Source organism: Pseudomonas sp. DTU12.1 (assembly GCF_009873475.1).
Classification (GTDB): Bacteria; Pseudomonadota; Gammaproteobacteria; order Pseudomonadales; family Pseudomonadaceae; genus Aquipseudomonas; species Aquipseudomonas proteolytica.
This window is the reverse complement of record NZ_CP045254.1, coordinates 5581552-5600880: the sequence shown is the minus strand read 5'-3', so window position 1 is coordinate 5600880 and position 19329 is coordinate 5581552. Positions and strand designations below refer to the sequence as shown.

General features: G+C 61.3%; 17 protein-coding genes. 12 read left to right on the top strand and 5 right to left on the bottom strand.

Annotation, left to right across the window (positions count from 1 at the left end; all coding sequences use genetic code 11):
• The first annotated feature begins 199 nt into the window (after positions 1 to 199).
• Both GDV60_RS24930 and GDV60_RS24925 read left to right on the top strand, forming a co-directional pair.
• On the top strand, positions 200 to 646 hold the full coding sequence (locus tag GDV60_RS24930; protein WP_070994488.1) for a response regulator: 447 nt from the start codon (positions 200 to 202) through the stop codon (positions 644 to 646).
• A gap of 121 nt (positions 647 to 767) precedes the next feature.
• Positions 768 to 1199, top strand: coding sequence for a hypothetical protein (locus tag GDV60_RS24925; RefSeq protein ID WP_159909006.1), 432 nt, complete (start codon positions 768 to 770; stop codon positions 1197 to 1199).
• A 71-nt stretch (positions 1200 to 1270) separates the two neighbouring features.
• On the opposite strand, the gene GDV60_RS24920 is transcribed toward GDV60_RS24925, so the two are convergent.
• Positions 1271 to 3448 (bottom strand): malate synthase G, encoded by a 2178-nt coding sequence (locus tag GDV60_RS24920; protein ID WP_092230935.1) that lies wholly within the window; start codon positions 3446 to 3448, stop codon positions 1271 to 1273.
• Positions 3449 to 3879: 431 nt separating this feature from the next.
• Between GDV60_RS24920 and GDV60_RS24915 the strand changes: the two genes are divergently transcribed.
• Complete coding sequence (locus GDV60_RS24915) at positions 3880 to 4398, top strand: glycine cleavage system protein R (RefSeq protein WP_159909004.1); 519 nt, start codon at positions 3880 to 3882, stop codon at positions 4396 to 4398.
• Positions 4399 to 4620: 222 nt separating this feature from the next.
• On the opposite strand, the gene rarD is transcribed toward GDV60_RS24915, so the two are convergent.
• From rarD to GDV60_RS24895, 4 genes are all read right to left on the bottom strand, one after another.
• Entirely contained in the window at positions 4621 to 5505 is an 885-nt protein-coding gene (rarD, locus tag GDV60_RS24910; protein WP_029296920.1) for an EamA family transporter RarD, read from the bottom strand.
• 207 nt (positions 5506 to 5712) lie between these two features.
• Entirely contained in the window at positions 5713 to 6687 is a 975-nt protein-coding gene (locus tag GDV60_RS24905) for a serine/threonine protein kinase (protein WP_029296919.1), read from the bottom strand.
• A 410-nt stretch (positions 6688 to 7097) separates the two neighbouring features.
• A complete protein-coding gene (locus GDV60_RS24900) occupies positions 7098 to 7862 on the bottom strand; it encodes a TOBE domain-containing protein (RefSeq protein WP_092230934.1) in 765 nt (254 codons plus the stop codon).
• A gap of 65 nt (positions 7863 to 7927) precedes the next feature.
• Entirely contained in the window at positions 7928 to 8665 is a 738-nt protein-coding gene (locus tag GDV60_RS24895; RefSeq protein ID WP_092230931.1) for a ComF family protein, read from the bottom strand.
• 92 nt (positions 8666 to 8757) lie between these two features.
• Between GDV60_RS24895 and bioB the strand changes: the two genes are divergently transcribed.
• The 9 genes from bioB to GDV60_RS24850 all read left to right on the top strand — a co-directional run bounded on the left by bioB (position 8758) and on the right by GDV60_RS24850 (position 19299).
• On the top strand, positions 8758 to 9813 hold the full coding sequence (bioB, locus tag GDV60_RS24890; RefSeq protein WP_029296913.1) for a biotin synthase BioB: 1056 nt from the start codon (positions 8758 to 8760) through the stop codon (positions 9811 to 9813).
• A gap of 145 nt (positions 9814 to 9958) precedes the next feature.
• On the top strand, positions 9959 to 11137 hold the full coding sequence (gene bioF / locus GDV60_RS24885) for an 8-amino-7-oxononanoate synthase (protein ID WP_154907925.1): 1179 nt from the start codon (positions 9959 to 9961) through the stop codon (positions 11135 to 11137).
• The gene (locus GDV60_RS24880; protein ID WP_104911034.1) at positions 11130 to 11861 is read left to right on the top strand and encodes an alpha/beta fold hydrolase; all 732 of its coding nucleotides are present in this window, start codon (positions 11130 to 11132) and stop codon (positions 11859 to 11861) included. The genes bioF and GDV60_RS24880 overlap by 8 nt, the downstream gene beginning before the upstream one ends.
• The gene (gene bioC / locus GDV60_RS24875; RefSeq protein ID WP_159909002.1) at positions 11854 to 12666 is read left to right on the top strand and encodes a malonyl-ACP O-methyltransferase BioC; all 813 of its coding nucleotides are present in this window, start codon (positions 11854 to 11856) and stop codon (positions 12664 to 12666) included. Before GDV60_RS24880 ends, bioC begins: the two co-directional genes overlap by 8 nt.
• Complete coding sequence (bioD, locus tag GDV60_RS24870) at positions 12663 to 13343, top strand: dethiobiotin synthase (protein WP_029296906.1); 681 nt, start codon at positions 12663 to 12665, stop codon at positions 13341 to 13343. Before bioC ends, bioD begins: the two co-directional genes overlap by 4 nt.
• A gap of 107 nt (positions 13344 to 13450) precedes the next feature.
• Positions 13451 to 13732 carry a hypothetical protein gene (locus GDV60_RS24865; protein WP_029296904.1) on the top strand — a complete coding sequence of 94 codons (282 nt, stop codon included), beginning with the start codon at positions 13451 to 13453 and terminating at the stop codon, positions 13730 to 13732.
• A gap of 387 nt (positions 13733 to 14119) precedes the next feature.
• Complete coding sequence (locus GDV60_RS24860) at positions 14120 to 15925, top strand: phenylacyl-CoA dehydrogenase (RefSeq protein WP_029296902.1); 1806 nt, start codon at positions 14120 to 14122, stop codon at positions 15923 to 15925.
• A 206-nt stretch (positions 15926 to 16131) separates the two neighbouring features.
• Positions 16132 to 17424 (top strand): diguanylate cyclase, encoded by a 1293-nt coding sequence (locus GDV60_RS24855; RefSeq protein ID WP_159909000.1) that lies wholly within the window; start codon positions 16132 to 16134, stop codon positions 17422 to 17424.
• A 90-nt stretch (positions 17425 to 17514) separates the two neighbouring features.
• On the top strand, positions 17515 to 19299 hold the full coding sequence (locus tag GDV60_RS24850; RefSeq protein WP_159908998.1) for an acyl-CoA dehydrogenase C-terminal domain-containing protein: 1785 nt from the start codon (positions 17515 to 17517) through the stop codon (positions 19297 to 19299).
• The last annotated feature ends 30 nt before the right edge of the window (positions 19300 to 19329 follow it).

Sequence of the window (19329 nt, the reverse complement as noted above, 5' to 3'; positions counted from 1 at the left end):
CCCACGCGGCGGGTGCCCATTGGACGTAAGTCTAGGTAGCTATAAGACCTTCGATGACTAAGGAAAAACCCTACATGAATATCGTCCAGACCCGTAGAACGCCCACTAGGAAAACTATCCGACGAAGTGCACATTGTTCGCCCTTCCGGCGATGTCTGACTAGTGTGCTGGGAGATTGAGAAGAACTGCCGAGAGACGTATGCCCGACCTAGATATTCTGAGTGACGCCGAGCGCGAAGCGCTGAGCGCCGTGATGCTGGAGCCTGATTTGCCGCCGCAGCGGGTGCTGATCGTCGATGACGATAAAGACGCCCGGGAATTGCTGGCCGAAATCCTGGGGCTGGACGGCATTCGCTGCATGACGGCGGACAGTGGCGAGGCTGCGTGGGAATTGTTGAAGTCCAGCACTTCCATCGGCTTACTGATCACCGACCTGCGCATGGCACCCAGCAACGGCCTGCAACTTATCCGCCAGGTGCGCGAATCCACCCGCGCGGCATTGCCGATCATCATCATGTCCGGGGACGCCGAAGCGCCGGACGTGATCGATGCAATGCATCTGAGCGTGGTGGACTTTCTGCTCAAGCCGATTGATAGCGTGAAGTTGGCGAAGATGGTCAAGCGCGAGTTGGGGATGGCGCAGTAGTTACCACTCATCGAAACTGTCAATTCTGACAGTAGAACTCATGGTGCTGAAATTGTTTAGTGCTCTGAAAGCACTGGAACGCAAGTTCCATGCTTCATAGACCACTGAACAGGAGCTCATCATGAACGTTAAAAAAATGTCTATCGACGATGCTGAACTAGAAGAAGCCAGGGGCAAGGCTGAAGAGGGGCAAGCCCATATTTTGATCCTTGAGAACAATTCCGCTCGTCTTTTCATGGCGGATGAGGTGTTTGGATATTTGTCTTGGACAGCGATAGAGGGGCCGGAGCCCGAGCGTATTGACCTTCGTTATGGGAGTGACTTACGGACTGGCGCTTATACTTTCGATGCCGTGGTTTTAAGGCCTTGGTATCGTGCGCCCGACGGCGAAGTTTACACTTCCGCTTTAGACGGTAAGGTTTTTCTCAATGTCATTCGGCCAGAGTCTGGCACTGAGTTTGAACATGCTGGCTTCCTGGTGAACGTACGTTTCGAGAAGAGTGATGGCTCTCCTATCGTGCTCAATGGCTCCTTCAATAACTCGTCTACCTGATGTTTTTGTTATTGGAGCCACGTATTAAAAAGCCCTGATCTTTCGATCAGGGCTTTTTTGCGTGCGGTTACTCAAAGACCATTCTTGGCCTTGAACTCCCTCCGCCGACGATGCAACACCGGCTCGGTATAACCGTTGGGTTGCTTGGTCCCTTCAATCACCAACTCCACCGCTGCTTGGAACGCGATATTGCTGTCGAAGTCCGGGGCCAAGGGACGGTACAGCGCGTCCCCGGCATTCTGCCGATCCACCACTGGCGCCATGCGCTTGAGGCTTTCCATGACCTGGGCTTCGCTGACCACGCCATGGCGCAGCCAGTTGGCGATGTGCTGGCTGGAGATACGCAGGGTGGCGCGGTCTTCCATCAGGCCCACATCGTTGATATCCGGCACTTTCGAGCAACCCACGCCCTGGTCGATCCAGCGCACCACGTAGCCGAGGATGCCCTGGGCGTTGTTGTCCAGCTCGTTGCGGATTTCTTCCTCGGACCAGTCGGTGTTCTGGGCCAGGGGAATAGTCAGGATGTCGTCCACCGAAGCGCGTTCGCGCTTGGCCAGTTCGGCCTGGCGGGCAAACACGTCGACCTTGTGGTAATGCAGCGCGTGCAGGGCGGCAGCCGTCGGCGACGGTACCCACGCGGTGTTGGCGCCGGCCAGCGGGTGCGCGATTTTCTGCTCGAGCATGGCGGCCATCAAGTCGGGCATTGCCCACATGCCTTTACCGATTTGCGCACGACCTTGCAGGCCGGTGCTCAAGCCGATATCGACGTTCCAGTTCTCATAGGCGCCGATCCATTTTTCCGCCTTCATCGCCGCCTTGCGCACCATCGCGCCGGCTTCCATGGAGGTGTGGATTTCGTCGCCGGTGCGGTCGAGGAAGCCGGTGTTGATAAACACCACGCGCTCGCTGGCAGCCTTGATACAGGCCTTGAGGTTGACCGTGGTGCGGCGCTCCTCGTCCATGATGCCGACCTTGAGGGTGTTGCGCGGCAGGTTCAGCACCTCTTCGATGCGCCCGAACAGTTCGTTGGTGAACGCGGCTTCTTCGGGGCCGTGCATCTTCGGTTTAACGATGTACACCGAGCCGGTGCGGCTGTTCTTACGGCTGTTGTTGCCATTGAGGCTGTGGACCGCTGCCAGGCTGGTGATCAGGCCGTCGAGGATGCCTTCTGGCACTTCATTGCCCTGGGCATCGAGGATGGCGTCGATGGTCATCAGGTGGCCAACGTTGCGCACGAACAGCAGCGAGCGACCATGCAGCGTCACCGCATTGCCGTCGACACCGGTGTAGGTGCGGTCGGCGTTCATGGTGCGGGTAAAGGTCTTGCCGCCCTTGGCCACTTCTTCGGCCAGGTCGCCCTTCATCAGGCCGAGCCAGTTGCGGTAGATCACCACTTTGTCGTCGGCATCGACGGCGGCGACGGAGTCTTCGCAGTCCATGATGGTGGTCAGCGCGGCTTCCATCAGGATGTCTTTGATGCCGGCGGCGTCGGTCTGGCCGACCGGGGTGCTGGCGTCGACCTGGATTTCGAAGTGCAGGCCGTTGTGCTTGAACAAGATGGCGATTGGTTGGGCGGCATCGCCCTGGTAGCCGATCAACTGGGCATCGCTGCGCAGGCCGCTGTTGCTGCCACCCTTGAGGCTGACCACCAACTTGCCGTCGACGATCTTGTAGCCGGTGGAATCGACATGGCTGCCGGCGGTGAGCGGTGCGGCTTCGTCGAGGAAGGCGCGGGCGAAGGCGATGACCTTGTCACCGCGCACCTTGTTGTAGCCCTGGCCTTTCTCGGCGCCGTCGGCTTCGCTGATGGCGTCGGTGCCATACAGCGCGTCGTACAGCGAGCCCCAACGGGCGTTGGAGGCGTTGAGGGCGAACCGCGCATTCATCACCGGCACCACCAACTGCGGGCCGGCCATGCGGGCGATTTCGTCATCGACGTTTTGTGTGGTCGCCTGGAAATCCGCCGCTTCTGGCAGCAGGTAGCCAATATCTTGCAGGAAGGCTTTGTAGGCCACCGCGTCGTGGGCCTTGCCGGCGTGGGTCTGGTGCCAGGCATCGATCCGCGCTTGGAAATCGTCGCGTTTGGCGAGTAGGGCTTTGTTCTTCGGTGCCAGGTCGTGGATGACCTTGTCGGCGCCGGCCCAGAACTGGTCGGCGGTCAGGCCGGTACCGGGAATGGCTTCGTTGTTCACGAAGTCGAACAGGACTTTGGCGACCTGCAGGCCACCGACTTGAACGTGTTCAGTCATTGCTTGCCTCACTCTGCGGAGCTAATTCGCTTTTCAGCTTTTCAATTTACCAATGAAGCCTCTGGCCATTTAAACCACAAACCCAAGGCACCAGTACATGCCATCAACGGCGGCTGGGTGGTTCCAATCAACGGCGCAAGGCTTGCTGACGGGCTGTTCGGGGTTCTGACGGCGCCTGGGCAGACATCGACCTAACGTTATGTAGTGCGCGCCGAGGCATACTACATGATGAGTTGCGGTTGTGAAAATTAGACTAAATACGTCGTTTAGCGACCCACTTTGGTTGTACGGTCACAGCGGGGAATGGGATGTTCTCAAAAAACCAATGGATTGTTCCAGATAAATATAAAAATGGTACACGATTTGTTTTGCGGCTCGCTCCTACAGGCAGGTGCCTATAATCGAGTATTCATCACCAGAGGACTGTTGCCATGGACCATCTCGTACTCACCGTCATCGCCGCCGACAAACCCGGCGTGGTCGAGCGTGTAGCCCACTGCATTGCCCAGCGCGGTGGCAACTGGCTGGAAAGTCGCATGGCCCATATGGCCGGGCAATTTGCCGGGATCCTGCGGGTCAGTGTGCCAATGGAAAACCGCAGTGAGCTGGTCAGTGCCCTGGAGGACCTGTCCACCCATGGCATTCGTGTGCTGGTCGGTGAAAGCAGCGGCGCGCAGGCATCGGCAAGCAAGCCGATCCTGATGACCCTGGTGGGCAATGACCGGCCAGGGATCGTGCGTGAAATCACCGCGCTGTTGAGCAAGCAAGGGGTGAACCTGGAGCGCCTGAGTACCGACGTGCGCCCGGCGCCCATGAGCAGCGACCCGTTGTTTCACGCCGAGGCCGCGCTGGCGGTGCCTTCCACCCTGGCGCTGGACACGTTGCAGGCTGCCCTGGAAACCCTGGCCGATGATCTGATGGTGGAGTTGCAGCTACGCAGCGAGGAATAACCGTCCACAGGGTTGTTCATGGAAATCTTGCATGGGCCTGTGGATAAGCTGTAGAGACTCGGCGCCAGGCCACGCCGGCCGTGGCTTGCGACGTGTTGAGCAAAAAACGAGCAATTTCAAAGGCTTGTGCACAAACGCCGGGGATCAGGTTGTGGATAACCTTGGGGTGAAACCCTGCAAGCCAAGCCGGCTGTGGCTTGCAAGGGTTTGTACATTATTTGATCAGCGTTTACGCAGGCTCAGCCATGCGTCGATGCTGTAGACCGCAAGCCCCGCCCAGATAAACACGAACGCGACCAGGCTGGCGGGGCTCATGTGTTCGTCGAAGAGCAGCACCGCCTGCAGCAGGACCAGGGTCGGCGCCAAGTACTGCAGGAAACCGAGCGTGGTGTACGGCAAGTGCCGCGCGGCGGCGTTGAAACACACCAGCGGGATCAATGTCACCGGGCCTGCCGCCACCAGCCACCAGGCTTCGGATGTGCTCCAGAACGCCATATTGGCGCTATGGGCAGTGGGGTTGAGCAGCAGCCACGCCAGGGCAATCGGCACCAGCATCCAGGTTTCCACCACCAGGCCCGGCAATGCCTTGACCGGCGCCTGCTTGCGGATCAAGCCGTAGAAACCAAAGGTCAACGCCAGCACCAGCGACACCCACGGCAAACTCCCGACCTGCCATACCTGTTGCGCCACACCCACGGCGGCCAGCCCGACGGCGACCCATTGCAGGCGCCGCAGGCGTTCACCGAGCAGCAGCATGCCCAGCAGCACGTTGACCAGCGGGTTGATGTAGTAACCCAGGCTGGCTTCGAGCATGCGCCCACTGTTGACCGACCATACATAGGTCAGCCAGTTGCCTGCGATCAACGAGCCGCTCAACGCCAGGATCGCCAGGCGCTTGGGGTTGTCCCGCAGTTCGCGCCACCAGCCGGGGTGTTTCCATACCAGCAACAGCAAACCGCCGAACAGCGCCGACCACAGCACGCGGTGGACGATGATTTCGGCGGCCGGCACGCTGGCGATGGCTTTGAAGTAGAGCGGGAACAGGCCCCAGATGACGTAGGCACTCAGGCCCAGGATATACCCGCGACGCGGGTTGGCGGCTTGCATGCAGAATCCTTGCATAGGCAGCTAACAAAGCCGTGATTGTAAGGAAGTTTGTCTATCGATGGGGCGGCTTTTTGTAGGAGCGCGCTTGCTCGCGAAAAACCTGAGGGCGCCGCTGGGTGTCAGGTTTCCCGCGTTATCGCTAACGACCTTCGTCGGCACGCCGCCCGGAAACAAGCTCGCTCCTACATGATGAGCGAGCGTGATTTCCTAGAACAATTTCAGGGGTTCTTCGTTGAGTGCCGACAATTGCTCGCGCAGCGCCAGCACCTGGTCGCCCCAGTACCGCTCGCTGCCAAACCACGGGAAGCTGTGGGGGAATGCCGGATCATCCCAGCGCCGTGCCAGCCAGGCGCTGTAGTGCATCAGGCGCAGGGCGCGCAGAGGCTCGATCAGCGCCAGTTCGCGAGGATCGAAATCGTGGAATTCCTGGTAGCCGTCCATCAACTCCGACAACTGCCCCAGGCATTCCTGGCGATCGCCGGCGAGCATCATCCATAAATCCTGGACCGCCGGGCCCATGCGGCAGTCGTCGAGGTCGACGATATGGAACATCTCATCGCGACACATCATGTTGCCGGGGTGGCAGTCGCCATGCATGCGGATGTTCTTGTGCGGCGTGGCGCTGTACACATCCTCCACGCGCTTGAGCAAGTCACGGGCCACGGATTCGTAGGCAGGCAGCAGGCTCTTGGGAATGAAGTTGCCTTCGAGCAACGTGTTCAGGGAGTCATGACCGAAGTTCTTCACCCCCAGGGCTTCACGGTGTTCGAAGGGGCGGGTGGCGCCCACCGCATGCAAGCGCCCGAGCAACTGCCCAAGGCGGTACAACTGATCGAGATTGCCCGGCTCCGGCGCCCGGCCACCACGGCGAGGGAACAGGGTGAAACGAAAGCCCGCGTGTTCGAACAGGCTTTCGCCGTTATGGATCATCGGGGCGACCACAGGCACTTCGCATTCGGCCAGTTCGAAGGTGAAGCGGTGTTCTTCAAGGATCGCTTCGTTGGTCCAGCGCTGGGGTCGGTAGAACTTGGCGATCAGCGGCTCGCAGTCTTCGATGCCGACTTGATACACCCGGTTTTCGTAGCTGTTGAGCGCCAAAACGCGGGCGTCGCTGAGAAAACCGATGCTTTCGACAGCGTCGAGAACCAGGTCGGGGGTCAATGTTTCAAACGGGTGGGCCATGCGAACTCCTGCGCGCAGCAGGTCGCCGCGTCCGGCCGGGTATGGTAGCGCACCGGGCTGGAGATAGGTGGTGTGTGTACTATCGCCTTCGCGAGCAAGCCCGCTCCCACACTTGGCCGGTGTACACAGAAACACTGTGGGCTTGCCCGCGATGAGCATAGGTATCTACACAACTTTGCCGCAACGCCTAGATTCAGGCAGATAGCGCAGTTGTGGCGAGCGGGCTTGCCCCGCGCTGGGCTGCGAAGCAGCCCCAACAAGCCCGCCGCGTTTCTTCAGATAAACCGCGATAGGCGGGTTTAGGGCTGCTTCGCAGCCCAGCGCGGGGCAAGCCCGCTCGCCACGGGGGAGTTCATTAGTTTGTGAAAGTTGTGTAGATACTTATGCCGCGATGAGGCCCTGAAGATCACCTAAACCGGCGTGCCCAGCAGCACATTGCTCGGCGCAAACTGCACCTGAACCTGCGTGCCTTCACTTGCTGCCAGCGCCTTGAGCTGCTCGGGCGCCGCCAATGCACACAGCACCAGGCCATTGGGCAAGGTGATGCGCACCTCACTGGGGCCGTCATCGGCATCAAGCATGGCCTCGATCACGCCGCCCATGCAGTTGAATCCAGGCGTCGGCGCTTGGTCAGCGGCGATCAGCTCCAGCCAGCCGGCCTTGATCAGCGCGACCACTTCAGTGCCGATTTCCAGTTCCAGGCGCAGGGTGCTGTCATGGGTGATTTGCGCATCGAGGGTCAAGCCACCGGCCAGCTCCAGGCGCACTCGATCATTGCGGCCATGGCTGTCGATGGCGATCACTTGGCCATGCAATTGGTTACGCGCACTGGTGCGCAGCATCAGGCGGCCCAGCAGGTTGAAATCGCTGGCGTCTTCGGCAGCCTCCAGGACCTGGGCCTGCACGGTCTGCAGGCGCTGATACAGGCGCAATACCCGCTCACCTTCGGCCGAGAGCCGCGCGCCGCCGCCGCCCTTGCCGCCGACGCTGCGTTCAACCAGGGGCTTTTGCGCCAGGTTGTTCAGTTCATCGATGGCATCCCACGCGGCCTTGTAGCTCAAACCGGCGCTTTTCGCGGCACGGGTGATGGAGCCCTGCTCGGCGATATGTTGCAGCAAGGCGATACGCTGGGGGCGACGAACGATATGTTGGCTCAACAGAGACGGTAAAGGCATGGCGAACGGCTGCACACTGGCTTGGGATACGCGGGACGTTGCGGGCAGGCGTCGCCGGAGTCAAGTCATGTGCCGGGCTTGGGTGTGCGCGCCAGGCAATACACATCGACCTGGCGCGCGCCGGCGTGTAGCAGCAGGCGGGCCAGGCTGTGGGCGGTGGCGCCGGTGGTCAGCACATCGTCCACCAGCGCCAGGTGCTGGCCCTGTACCTGCGCGCCTGGGGCCAGGGCAAAGGCCTTGAGCAGGTTGCGCTGGCGCTGCCTGGCGTCCAGTTGCTGTTGGGCGATGGTGTCCTGGGGGCGCAGCAGCAGTTGTTCATCCACAGGCAGGTCGAGGTCCCGGCCCAGCCAGCGGGCGAGCATGGTGGCCTGGTTGTAGCCGCGCTGGCGCAGGCGTTTGGCGGCCATCGGCACAGGAAGCAGGCGGTCGGGGCGTGCCAGTTCGGCGTTGTCGAAGCGGTCTTGCAGGCATTGCCCCAGCAGGCTTGCCAGCAGATGCCCCAGGGGCCATTTGCCCTGATGTTTGAAGCGGCTGATCAGGCTGTCCAGGGGAAAGCCATAGGTCCAGGGCGCCACGACTTGCTGGAATGCCGGGGGTGAGTGCAGGCATTGGCCGCAGGTCAGGCCGCTGACGGGTAAGGGCAGGGCGCACACCTGGCAGCAATCCGTCAGCCACGGCAGGTCGATTTCGCAGGCATTGCATAGCGTAGCGGGGGAGTCCGTGGCTTCATCGCAGAGCAAACAGGTCTGGTTGCTTTTTAACCAGATGTAAACCTCGTGTTTGTAGTCAGGTTGACAGTGCATGAATCTTCCTTAAATATGCCGAGCATCCGTGTCGTGCCTGTGGGTATTGCCCTTCCCACAGCGCTTGCCCAAGCATAAACAAGGAATCGCCCATGAGCGCCAGCCTCACTGCCACCTTGCGTCACGACTGGTCTTTGGCCGAAGTCAAAGCCCTGTTCGTCCAGCCGTTCAATGACCTGCTGTTCCAGGCGCAGACCGTGCACCGCGCGCATTTCGATGCCAATCGAGTGCAGGTTTCGACCTTGCTGTCGATCAAGACCGGTGCCTGCCCGGAAGATTGCAAATATTGTCCGCAGTCGGGCCACTACAACACCGGCCTGGAAAAAGAAAAGCTGATGGAAGTGCAGAAAGTCCTCGAAGAGGCGGCACGTGCCAAGGCCATCGGTTCGACCCGCTTCTGCATGGGCGCCGCGTGGAAGCATCCATCGGCCAAAGACATGCCCTATGTGTTGCAGATGGTCAAAGGCGTCAAGGCCATGGGCCTGGAAACCTGCATGACCCTGGGGCGTCTGGACCAGGACCAAACCGAGGCCCTGGCCCAGGCCGGCCTGGACTACTACAACCACAACCTGGATACGTCGCCGGAGTTCTACGGCTCGATCATCACCACCCGCACCTACAGCGAACGCCTGCAAACCCTGGCGTATGTACGTGATTCGGGGATGAAGATCTGCTCGGGCGGTATCCTCGGCATGGGCGAATCCCTCGACGACCGCGCCAACCTGCTGATCCAGTTGGCCAACCTGCCGGAGCATCCGGAATCGGTGCCGATCAACATGCTGGTGAAGGTGGCCGGTACGCCCCTGGAGAATGCCGAGGATATCGACCCGTTCGACTTTATCCGCATGCTCGCCGTGGCGCGCATCCTGATGCCGCAATCCCATGTGCGGCTGTCCGCCGGCCGTGAAGCGATGAACGAGCAGATGCAGGCTTTGGCGTTCTTTGCCGGTGCCAACTCGATTTTCTACGGCGACAAGTTGCTGACCACCGCCAACCCGCAGGCCGACAAGGACATGCAGCTGTTCTCACGGCTGGGCATCCTGCCGGAAGCTCGTGAAGAGCACGCCGATGAAGTGCACCAGGCGGCGATTGAGCAGGCGTTGGTCGAGCAGAAAAGCAGCGAGCAGTTCTACAACGCTGTCGTCTGATTGAAATGCCATCCAAATGTGGGAGCGGGCTTGCCCGCGATCAGGGAGGGTCAGTCAAGACATTAGCTGGCTGACACACCGTAATCGCGGGCAAGCCCGCTCCCACATTTTTGATCGAGTTCAATCCCTTGAATATGAGGCCAGCATGTCTTTTGATCTCGCCGCGCGCCTCGCTGCCCGCCGTACAGAACACCTCTATCGCCAGCGCCCGCTGCTGCAAAGTCCCCAGGGCCCGCAGGTGGTGGTGGATGGCCAGCCGTTGTTGGCCTTTTGCAATAACGACTACCTGGGCCTGGCCAATCACCCGCAAGTGATTGAAGCCTGGCAGGCCGGTGCTGCCCGTTGGGGCGTGGGCGGAGGGGCCTCGCACTTGGTCGTTGGTCACAGCACGCCACACCATGAGTTGGAAGAGGCGCTGGCCGAGTTCACCGGGCGCCCGCGTGCGCTGTTGTTCACCACCGGTTATATGGCCAACCTCGGTACCGTCACCGCCTTGGTGGGGCAGGGCGATACGGTACTTGAAGACCGGCTCAACCACGCGTCCCTGCTGGATGCAGGCTTACTGTCCGGCGCGCGGTTCAATCGCTATCTGCATAACGATGCGGTCAGCCTGGCCAAGCGCCTGGAAAGAGCCTGCGGCAATACCCTGGTAGTCACTGACGGCGTGTTCAGCATGGACGGCGACCTCGCAGACCTACCGGCCCTGGCCCGCGAAACCCGGGCCAAGGGCGCCTGGCTGATGGTGGATGATGCCCATGGCTTCGGGCCGTTGGGCGCCACGGGCGGCGGGATCGTCGAGCATTTTGGCCTGAGCCAGGAGGATGTGCCGGTGTTGGTCGGCACCCTGGGCAAAGCCTTCGGGACCGCCGGGGCGTTCGTCGCTGGCAGCGAGGAGCTGATCGAAAGCCTGATCCAATTCGCCCGCCCGTATATCTACACCACCAGCCAACCGCCGGCGCTGGCCTGCGCCACTCTCAAAAGCCTGGAACTGCTGCGCAGCGAGCACTGGCGGCGTGAGCATTTGCACACACTGATCCGCCAGTTCCGCCAGGGTGCCGAGCAGATCGGCCTGGTGTTGATGGACAGCTTTACCCCGATCCAGCCAATCATGATTGGCGACAGTGCGCGCGCGGTGCGCCTGTCGCAGATGCTGCGCGAGCGCGGCATCATGGTCACGGCCATCCGCCCGCCCACCGTGCCGGCCGGCAGTGCCCGTTTGCGGGTGACCTTGACGGCCGCCCACACTGAGGCGCAGGTGCGACTATTGTTAGACGCATTGGAAGAGTGTTTCCGCTTGTCAGACCTGGAGTCCGACCATGCGTGATCGACTGATACTGCTCCCCGGCTGGGGGCTGGGTGTGTCGCCACTGGAGCCCTTGGCCGCCGCCTTGCGCGGTCTGGATGAGCGCTTGCGGGTGGATATCGAACCGTTGCCGGTGCTCACCAGCAGCGACCCTGATGAATGGCTCGACGAGCTCGATGCCACGTTGCCAGACAACGCCTGGCTGGGCGGTTGGTCCCTGGGCGGAATGCTCGCATCCGAGTTGGCGGCACGGCGCGGCGATCGCTGCTGCGGCTTGCTGACCTTGGCCAGTAACCCCTGTTTTGTGGCGCACGAGGGCTGGCCCAGCGCAATGCCGGCCGAGACGTTCGACGCGTTCCTAGCGGGTTGCCACGCCGATTCGCAAGTCACCCTCAAGCGCTTTGGCCTGTTGTGCGCCAAGGGGACGCAAGACCCACGGGGCATCGCGCGCTTGCTGGTCAGCAGCGCGCCGGCTACGGCGTCCAGTGCGCTGATGAGCGGCCTGGAGCTGCTTGCACAACTGGACACCCGCGAGGCCCTGCAGGCCTTTCGTGGCCCGCAGTTGCACGTGTTCGCCGGCCTGGATGAGTTGGTGCCCTGCGAGGCCGCCACTGAGCTGCTGAAGTTATTGCCTGATGTTGAGGTCGGTCTGATTGAACAGGCCGGACACGCTTTCCTACTGGACAACCCCCATGGAGTGGCGGCGGCGATCCAGGCTTTTTTGCATGAGTGCGGCGATGACTGATTTGTCCCATCCTCCACTGCCGGGCGCCTTGCCCGACAAACGCCAGGTGGCGGCGTCGTTTTCCAGGGCGGCGGCCAGTTATGACAGCGTTGCAGCGTTGCAGCGTGACGTGGGCAGCGAGTTGCTTGGGCGCTTGCCATCGGCGTTGATGCCCCGGCGCTGGCTGGATCTGGGCTGCGGCACCGGATATTTCAGCCGCGCATTGAATAGCACGTTCCCGCAGGGCCAAGGCCTGGCGCTGGATATCGCCGAAGGGATGCTCAGCCACGCGCGGCCCTTGGGCGGTGCCGAGCACTTTATCGCCGGGGATGCCGAGCGTTTGCCGCTACAGGACGGTAGTTGCGGGCTGGTCTTCTCCAGCCTGGCGGTGCAGTGGTGTGCTGACTTCCCGGCGGTACTCAGTGAGGCGCGGCGGGTGTTGCAGCCCGGTGGCGTGCTGGCGTTTGCCAGCCTGTGCGTCGGCACCCTGGATGAGTTGCGCGACAGTTGGCGGGCGGCGGACGCAATGGTTCACGTCAACCGGTTCCGCCCGTTCAGCACGTACCAACAGCAGTGCGCGGCCAGTGGCTTGCGCGTGGTGAGCCTGGAGCAGCGCCCCCACGTGTTGCATTACCCGGATGTACGCAGCCTGACCCACGAATTGAAAGCATTGGGGGCCCACAATCTCAACCCGGGGCGCCCTGGCGGCTTGACGGGCCGGGCGCGGATTGTTGCCTTGGTGCAGGCCTACGAGCAGTTGCGCCAGGCCCAGGGCCTGCCAGCCACCTATCAAGTCGTGTATGCCGTACTGGAGAAGCCCTTATGAGCGCTGCCTATTTCGTCACGGGCACCGACACCGATGTCGGCAAGACCACCGTCGCCGCAGGCCTGTTGCATGCGGCCCGACAGGCCGGCAAGAGCACCGCTGCCGGCAAGCCGGTGGCCTCGGGCTGCGAAGTGACCACACGGGGCTTGCGCAACGCCGATGCTCTGGCCTTGCTGGCGGAGTGTTCGTTGCCGCTGGCCTATGCCGAAGTCAATCCACTGGCCTTTGAACCCGCCATCGCGCCGCACCTGGCGGCCCGTGAAGCGGGTGTGGCGCTGACCGTGCAAGCCCTGCTCAAGCCGATGCAGCACATCCTCGACAAACACGCGGACTTCACGCTGATTGAAGGTGCCGGTGGCTGGCGCGTGCCGCTGGCTGATCAGGACAACCTGTCGGATTTGGCCAAGGCTTTACAGTTACCGGTGATCCTGGTGGTGGGCGTGCGCCTGGGGTGTATCAATCATGCGCTGCTGAGCGCCGAAGCCATCGCCCGGGACGGTTTGCCGCTGGCGGGATGGGTGGCCAATATCATCGATCCGAAGACCTCCCGTCTGGAAGAAAACCTCGCCACCTTGGCCGAACGCCTGCCGGCGCCGTGCCTGGGCCGGGTGCCACGGCTCAAGCAACCCACGGCCGAAGCGGTGGCCGAGTACCTGCAACTGGACTTGCTTGATTAGTTTTTCCTAGGGATAAGGCATTATGCCATTAGTGTTATTGACGGGCCTTTTGCCAGATTGTCTGCTTCAATAAGGATTCACGATTTATTGCAAGGCAGGTTTACGCCATGGAAATCTCTGGAAGCAGTGCGTTTTATTCAGGCCTGAGCACTATTCAGGCCGGGCAAAACCGCGTCGACCAGGCCGCCGGCAAAATCGCCAGTGCTGCCACCAGCCAGCCTTCGGATGCGCAGAATGACCGCTTGCAGGCGGTCAATCGCGGCCAGCCGACCAGCTCCGCGAGCAACATGGTGGAACTGGCTGAAGGCAAGCTCCAGGTTGAGCTGGGCGCGAAAGTCGCCAAGGCTTCCGACGAAATGCTCGGCACGTTGATCGATACCTACGCCTGATCCAGCGGGATCATTGTGGCGAGGGGGCTAGTCCCCCGTTGGGCTGCGCAGCAGCCCCAGAATCTGCCACCTCGGTGTATCTGATAAGTCTCGGTGTGTCTTATTGGGGCTGCTTTGCAGCCCAACGGGGGACAAGCCCCCTCGCCACGACAAGCCTCTAGCCACCCCGATTTCTTCAACATACCTATCTTCCAATCTTTGACCGGTCATGCGGCATCACGCTGCAGGCCTTGTCGCGCCTGGCGTTGACCTGCGTCATGACAAACGGCATCTGCGGGGCGCTTGACAAGGATTGGGCGTAAACGTATGTTTCAAACAACTGTTTGACCGCTACAACAAATCCACGCGGTTGTTCATTCCAGGATTCATCAGCAGAGGTTTATCGCTATGCCTGACTACAAGGCCCCCTTGCGTGATATTCGCTTCGTTCGTGACGAACTGCTCGGCTACGAAGCGCACTATCAGAGCCTGCCGGCTTGCCAGGACGCTACCCCAGACATGGTTGACGCCATTCTCGAAGAAGGCGCCAAGTTTTGTGAGCAAGTGCTGGCCCCGTTGAACCGCGTCGGTGACATCGAAGGGTGCACCTGGAGCGAGTCAGGCGTTAAAACCCCTACTGGTTTCAAAGAAGCCTACAAACAATTCGTCGAAGGTGGCTGGCCAAGCCTGGCCCACGACGTGGCGCACGGCGGCCAAGGCCTGCCGGAATCCCTGGGCCTGGCCGTCAGCGAGATGGTCGGTGAGGCCAACTGGTCGTGGGGCATGTACCCAGGCCTGTCCCATGGCGCGATGAACACCATTTCCGAGCACGGTACCCCCGAGCAGCAAGATGCCTACCTGACCAAACTGGTCTCGGGCGAATGGACCGGCACCATGTGCCTGACCGAGCCGCACTGCGGCACCGACCTGGGCATGCTGCGCACCAAGGCCGAACCTCAGGCCGACGGTTCCTACAAAGTCTCCGGGACCAAGATCTTCATCTCGGCCGGTGAACACGACATGGCCGACAACATCGTCCACATCGTACTGGCCCGCCTGCCGGATGCTCCGGCTGGCACCAAAGGCATTTCGCTGTTTATCGTGCCTAAGTTCCTGCCCAACGCCGATGGTTCGGTGGGTGAGCGCAACGCGGTGTCCTGTGGCTCCCTGGAACACAAGATGGGTATCCACGGCAATGCCACCTGCGTGATGAACTTCGACGCGGCCACCGGTTACCTGATCGGCCCGGCGAACAAAGGCCTGAACTGCATGTTCACCTTTATGAACACCGCTCGCCTGGGTACCGCGCTGCAAGGCCTGTCCCACGCCGAAATCGGTTTCCAGGGTGGCTTGAAATATGCGCGTGACCGCCTGCAAATGCGTTCCCTGACTGGCCCGAAAGCGCCGGACAAGGCCGCTGACCCGATCATCGTCCACCCGGACGTGCGTCGCATGCTGCTGACCATGAAAGCCTTCGCTGAAGGCAACCGTGCGATGGTGTACTTCACCGCCAAGCAAGTGGATATCGTCAAGTACGGCACCGACGACGAAGCCAAGAAACAGGCTGATGGCCTGCTGGCTTTCATGACCCCGATCGCCAAGGCGTTCATGACCGAAGTCGGTTTTGAATCTGCCAACCACGGCGTACAGATCTACGGCGGTCACGGCTTCATTGCCGAGTGGGGCATGGAGCAGAACGTTCGCGACAGCCGCATCTCGATGCTGTACGAAGGCACCACCGGCATCCAGGCGCTGGACCTGCTCGGCCGTAAAGTGCTGATGACCCAGGGCGAAGCGCTCAAGGGCTTCACCAAGATCGTGCACAAGTTCTGCCAGGCCAACGAAGGCAACGCAGCGGTCAGCGAGTTCGTCGCACCGTTGGCGGCACTGAACAAGGAATGGGGCGAGTTGACCATGAAGGTCGGCATGGCTGCCATGAAGGACCGTGAAGAAGTCGGTGCCGCCTCCGTGGACTACCTGATGTACTCCGGTTATGCCTGCCTGGCTTACTTCTGGGCCGACATGGCGCGCCTGGCTGCCGAAAAACTGGCTGCCGGCACCAGTGAAGAAGGCTTCTACACCGCCAAGCTGCAGACTGCGCGCTTCTACTTCCAGCGCATCCTGCCGCGTACCCGTACCCACGTAGCGACCATGCTGTCGGGTGCCAACAACCTGATGGACATGAAAGAAGAGAACTTCGACCTGGGCTACTAAGCCCCGGAGGGTGCACTGCCAGGCCGCCGCTCTTTCGGGAGCGGCGGCTTTTTTATAGGTGGGTGAAAAAACCTGAGTGGCGCGCTCAGGGATTGCCCGTTGCTGCCGTTACAGTGATGGCAATGTGATACAGGTCACATTGAGTGTGCTTAACTGTCAGTAGTGAAGGCACTGTGCCATCTTTTTTGTGGGTTGGAGCTTTACCCTTGTCGCGCGCGTCTGCTGTACGTTTCAGTCATTTCCTACCATCGTTGCTGTTATTGCTGGCGGGGTTGTCGGCTGCTTACGTCAAGGACCTCAACGTCTTCTTCACCTCGCTGTTCAACGTGCTGCCGACCCTGGTGTTGCTGCTGGGCGGTGCCTATTGCGCGGTGTACCGCCGCCAGCGCGAGCTGTTCCTGATGGTGACGGTGTACGTCGCTTACTTCCTCCTGGATACCCAGACCGATTTCTATCGCGACCATGGCCGCGTGCGCGAAGACGCTGCCGTGGTGTTTCATCTGGTATGCCTGCTGTTGCCGATGTTGTTCAGTATCTATGCCCTCTGGCAGGAGAAAACCCACCTGTTCCGCGACTTTGTCGCACGTTGCGCGGTGCTGCTTGCCGTGGGCAGCGTAGCCCTTGGCCTGGAGCAGAGTTACCCGGGACCGTTGCTCAACTGGTTGGCGGAGATTCGCTGGCCGGCGTTGCATGGCGCGTGGATGAGCTTGGTCCAACTGTCGTACCCGATGTTCCTGCTGGGTTTTGTCGCCCTGGCAGCCCAGTACTGGCGCGAGCCGCGGCCGTTGCATGCGGCGCAGTTGGTGGGGTTGCTGGGAATGTTCTGGATGTTGCCGCAGACCTTTATCCTGCCGTTCACCCTGAACATCATGTGCAGCCAGGTGATGTTGATGATCGCTGCGGGCGTGTCCCATGAGGCCTATCAAATGGCCTTTCGCGATGAGCTCACCGGCCTGCCGGGGCGTCGCGCCCTCAACGAGCGCATGCAGCGTCTGGGGCGCAACTATGTGCTGGCGATGAGCGACGTCGACCACTTCAAGCGCTTCAACGACACCCACGGTCACGACGTCGGCGACCAGGTGCTGCGGTTGGTCGCCAGCAAACTGTCGAAAGTCAGCGGCGGTGGTCGGGCCTATCGGTATGGCGGCGAAGAATTTGCCGTAGTGTTCGCCGGCAAGACCCTGGATGAGTGCCTGCCGCACCTGGAAGCAATCCGCGAGGTCATTGCCAACTACCACATCAAGTTGCGCAACCAGGACAGTCGCCCCCAGGACGATCACCAGGGGCGTCAGCGCCGTTCGGGTGGCGGCGACTCCAGCGTGTCGGTGACCGTCAGCATCGGCGTCGCCGAGCGCCAGGTCGAGCAGCGCACCCCGGAAGAAGTGCTCAAGTCTGCTGACCAGGCGCTGTACAACGCCAAGGGGGCCGGGCGTAACTGTGTAGTGGCGGCCGGCCAGAACCGCCGTGGCGCGGTGCGCATGCAGGGCGCTGCCGGTTGAGTGATGGTGGTGTATTCAGCGCCTGTACAGTGATTGTCCGGGGGCACCTACGGCAGTAGGTTGCAGTCATCTGCCGCCGGAGACATCACCATGCCTGCCTATAAAGCTCCCCTGCGCGACATGCGCTTTCTGATCGATCACGTGTTTGATTTCCCTGCTCACTACGCGGCCCTGGGCGCCACCGAGGCCAGCCCGGACATGGTCAGCGCGATCCTCGAAGAAGGCGCCAGGTTCTGCGAAAACGTGCTGGCACCGTTGAATCGCCCGGGTGATGAAGAGGGCTGCCATTTTGATAATGGCGTGGTGACCACACCCAAAGGCTTCAAGGAAGCCTTTGGGCAATACGTCGAAGGCGGCTGGCACGGCCTGGCGGCGGATCCGGCCTACGGCGGCCAAGGCCTGCCGTCTTCCCTGGGGTTGGTGCTCAGCGAGATGATCGGCTCCAGCAACACTTCCTGGGGCATGTACCCGGGCCTGACCCACGGCGCCATGTCGGCGATCCACGCCCATGGCACTGCCGAGCAGAAAGACACCTACCTGACCAAACTCACCGCCGGCCAGTGGACGGGCACCATGTGCCTGACCGAAGCCCACTGCGGCACCGACCTTGGCATCATCAAGACCCGCGCCGTGCCCCAGGCCAACGGCAGCTATGCGGTAACCGGCAGCAAGATTTTCATCTCCGCCGGTGAACACGATATGAGCGAAAACATCATCCACCTGGTGCTGGCCAAGTTGCCGGACGCGCCGGCTGGCACCAAGGGCATTTCGCTGTTTATCGTGCCCAAGTTCCTCGCCGGTTCCGGCGCGCGCAATGGGGTCAGTTGCGGCTCCATCGAGCACAAGATGGGGATCAAGGCCTCGGCCACCTGCGTGCTGAACTTCGATGGTGCCGAGGGCTATCTGATCGGCGAGGCCAACAAGGGCCTGAACTGCATGTTCACCATGATGAACCATGCGCGCCTGGGCACGGGCATGCAGGGGCTGTGCCTGGGTGAAGCGAGCTTCCAGGGGGCGATCCAGTACGCCAACGACCGTCTGCAGATGCGCGCCCTGACCGGCGCCAAGGCCCCGGATAAGCCGGCAGATCCGATCATCGTGCATCCCGATGTGCGGCGCATGCTGCTGACCATGAAAGCCTTCAACGAAGGCAACCGCGCCCTGACTTATTTCACCGCGCAACTGCTGGACACCGCACACCTGAGCGACGACCCGCAGCAGCGCCAGCAGGCCGAAGACCTGTTGGCGTTCCTCACGCCGATCTGCAAAGCCTTTATGACCGAAACCGGGCTGGAGGTGACCAACCACGGCATGCAGGTGTTTGGCGGCCACGGTTTTATCCGCGAGTGGGGCATGGAACAGTTGGTGCGCGACTGCCGGATCGCGCCGATCTACGAAGGTACCAACGGCATCCAGGCCCTGGATTTGCTGGGGCGCAAGGTGTTGGGCAGCCAGGGCAAGTTGCTGCGCGGCTTTACCAAAATCGTGCATAAGTTTTGCGCGGCGAATGCCGAGCATCCACAACTCAAGGCCCAAGTCGCGCAGCTCAATGAGCTGAACCAACAATGGGGCGAGTTGACGACCAGAGTCGGCATGGCCGCGATGAAAAATCCCGACGAAGTCGGCGCGGCGGCCCTGGATTACTTGATGTACAGCGGTTACATCATCCATGCCTACCTGTGGCTGCGCATGGCGCTGGTGGCCCAGGCGCAGCTGGATGCAGGCCAAGGCGATGCGGACTACGCCCGTGGCAAGTTGGCGACCTGCGAGTTTTACTTCAAGCGTCTGTTGCCGCGCACCAGTGCACATCGGGCGGCGGTGGAGGCGGGCAGCGATTGCTTGATGAGCCTGCCTGCCGAGCTGTTCGCCTTGTAGGAATCGGTGGTGTGACTGTTAAATACCAAT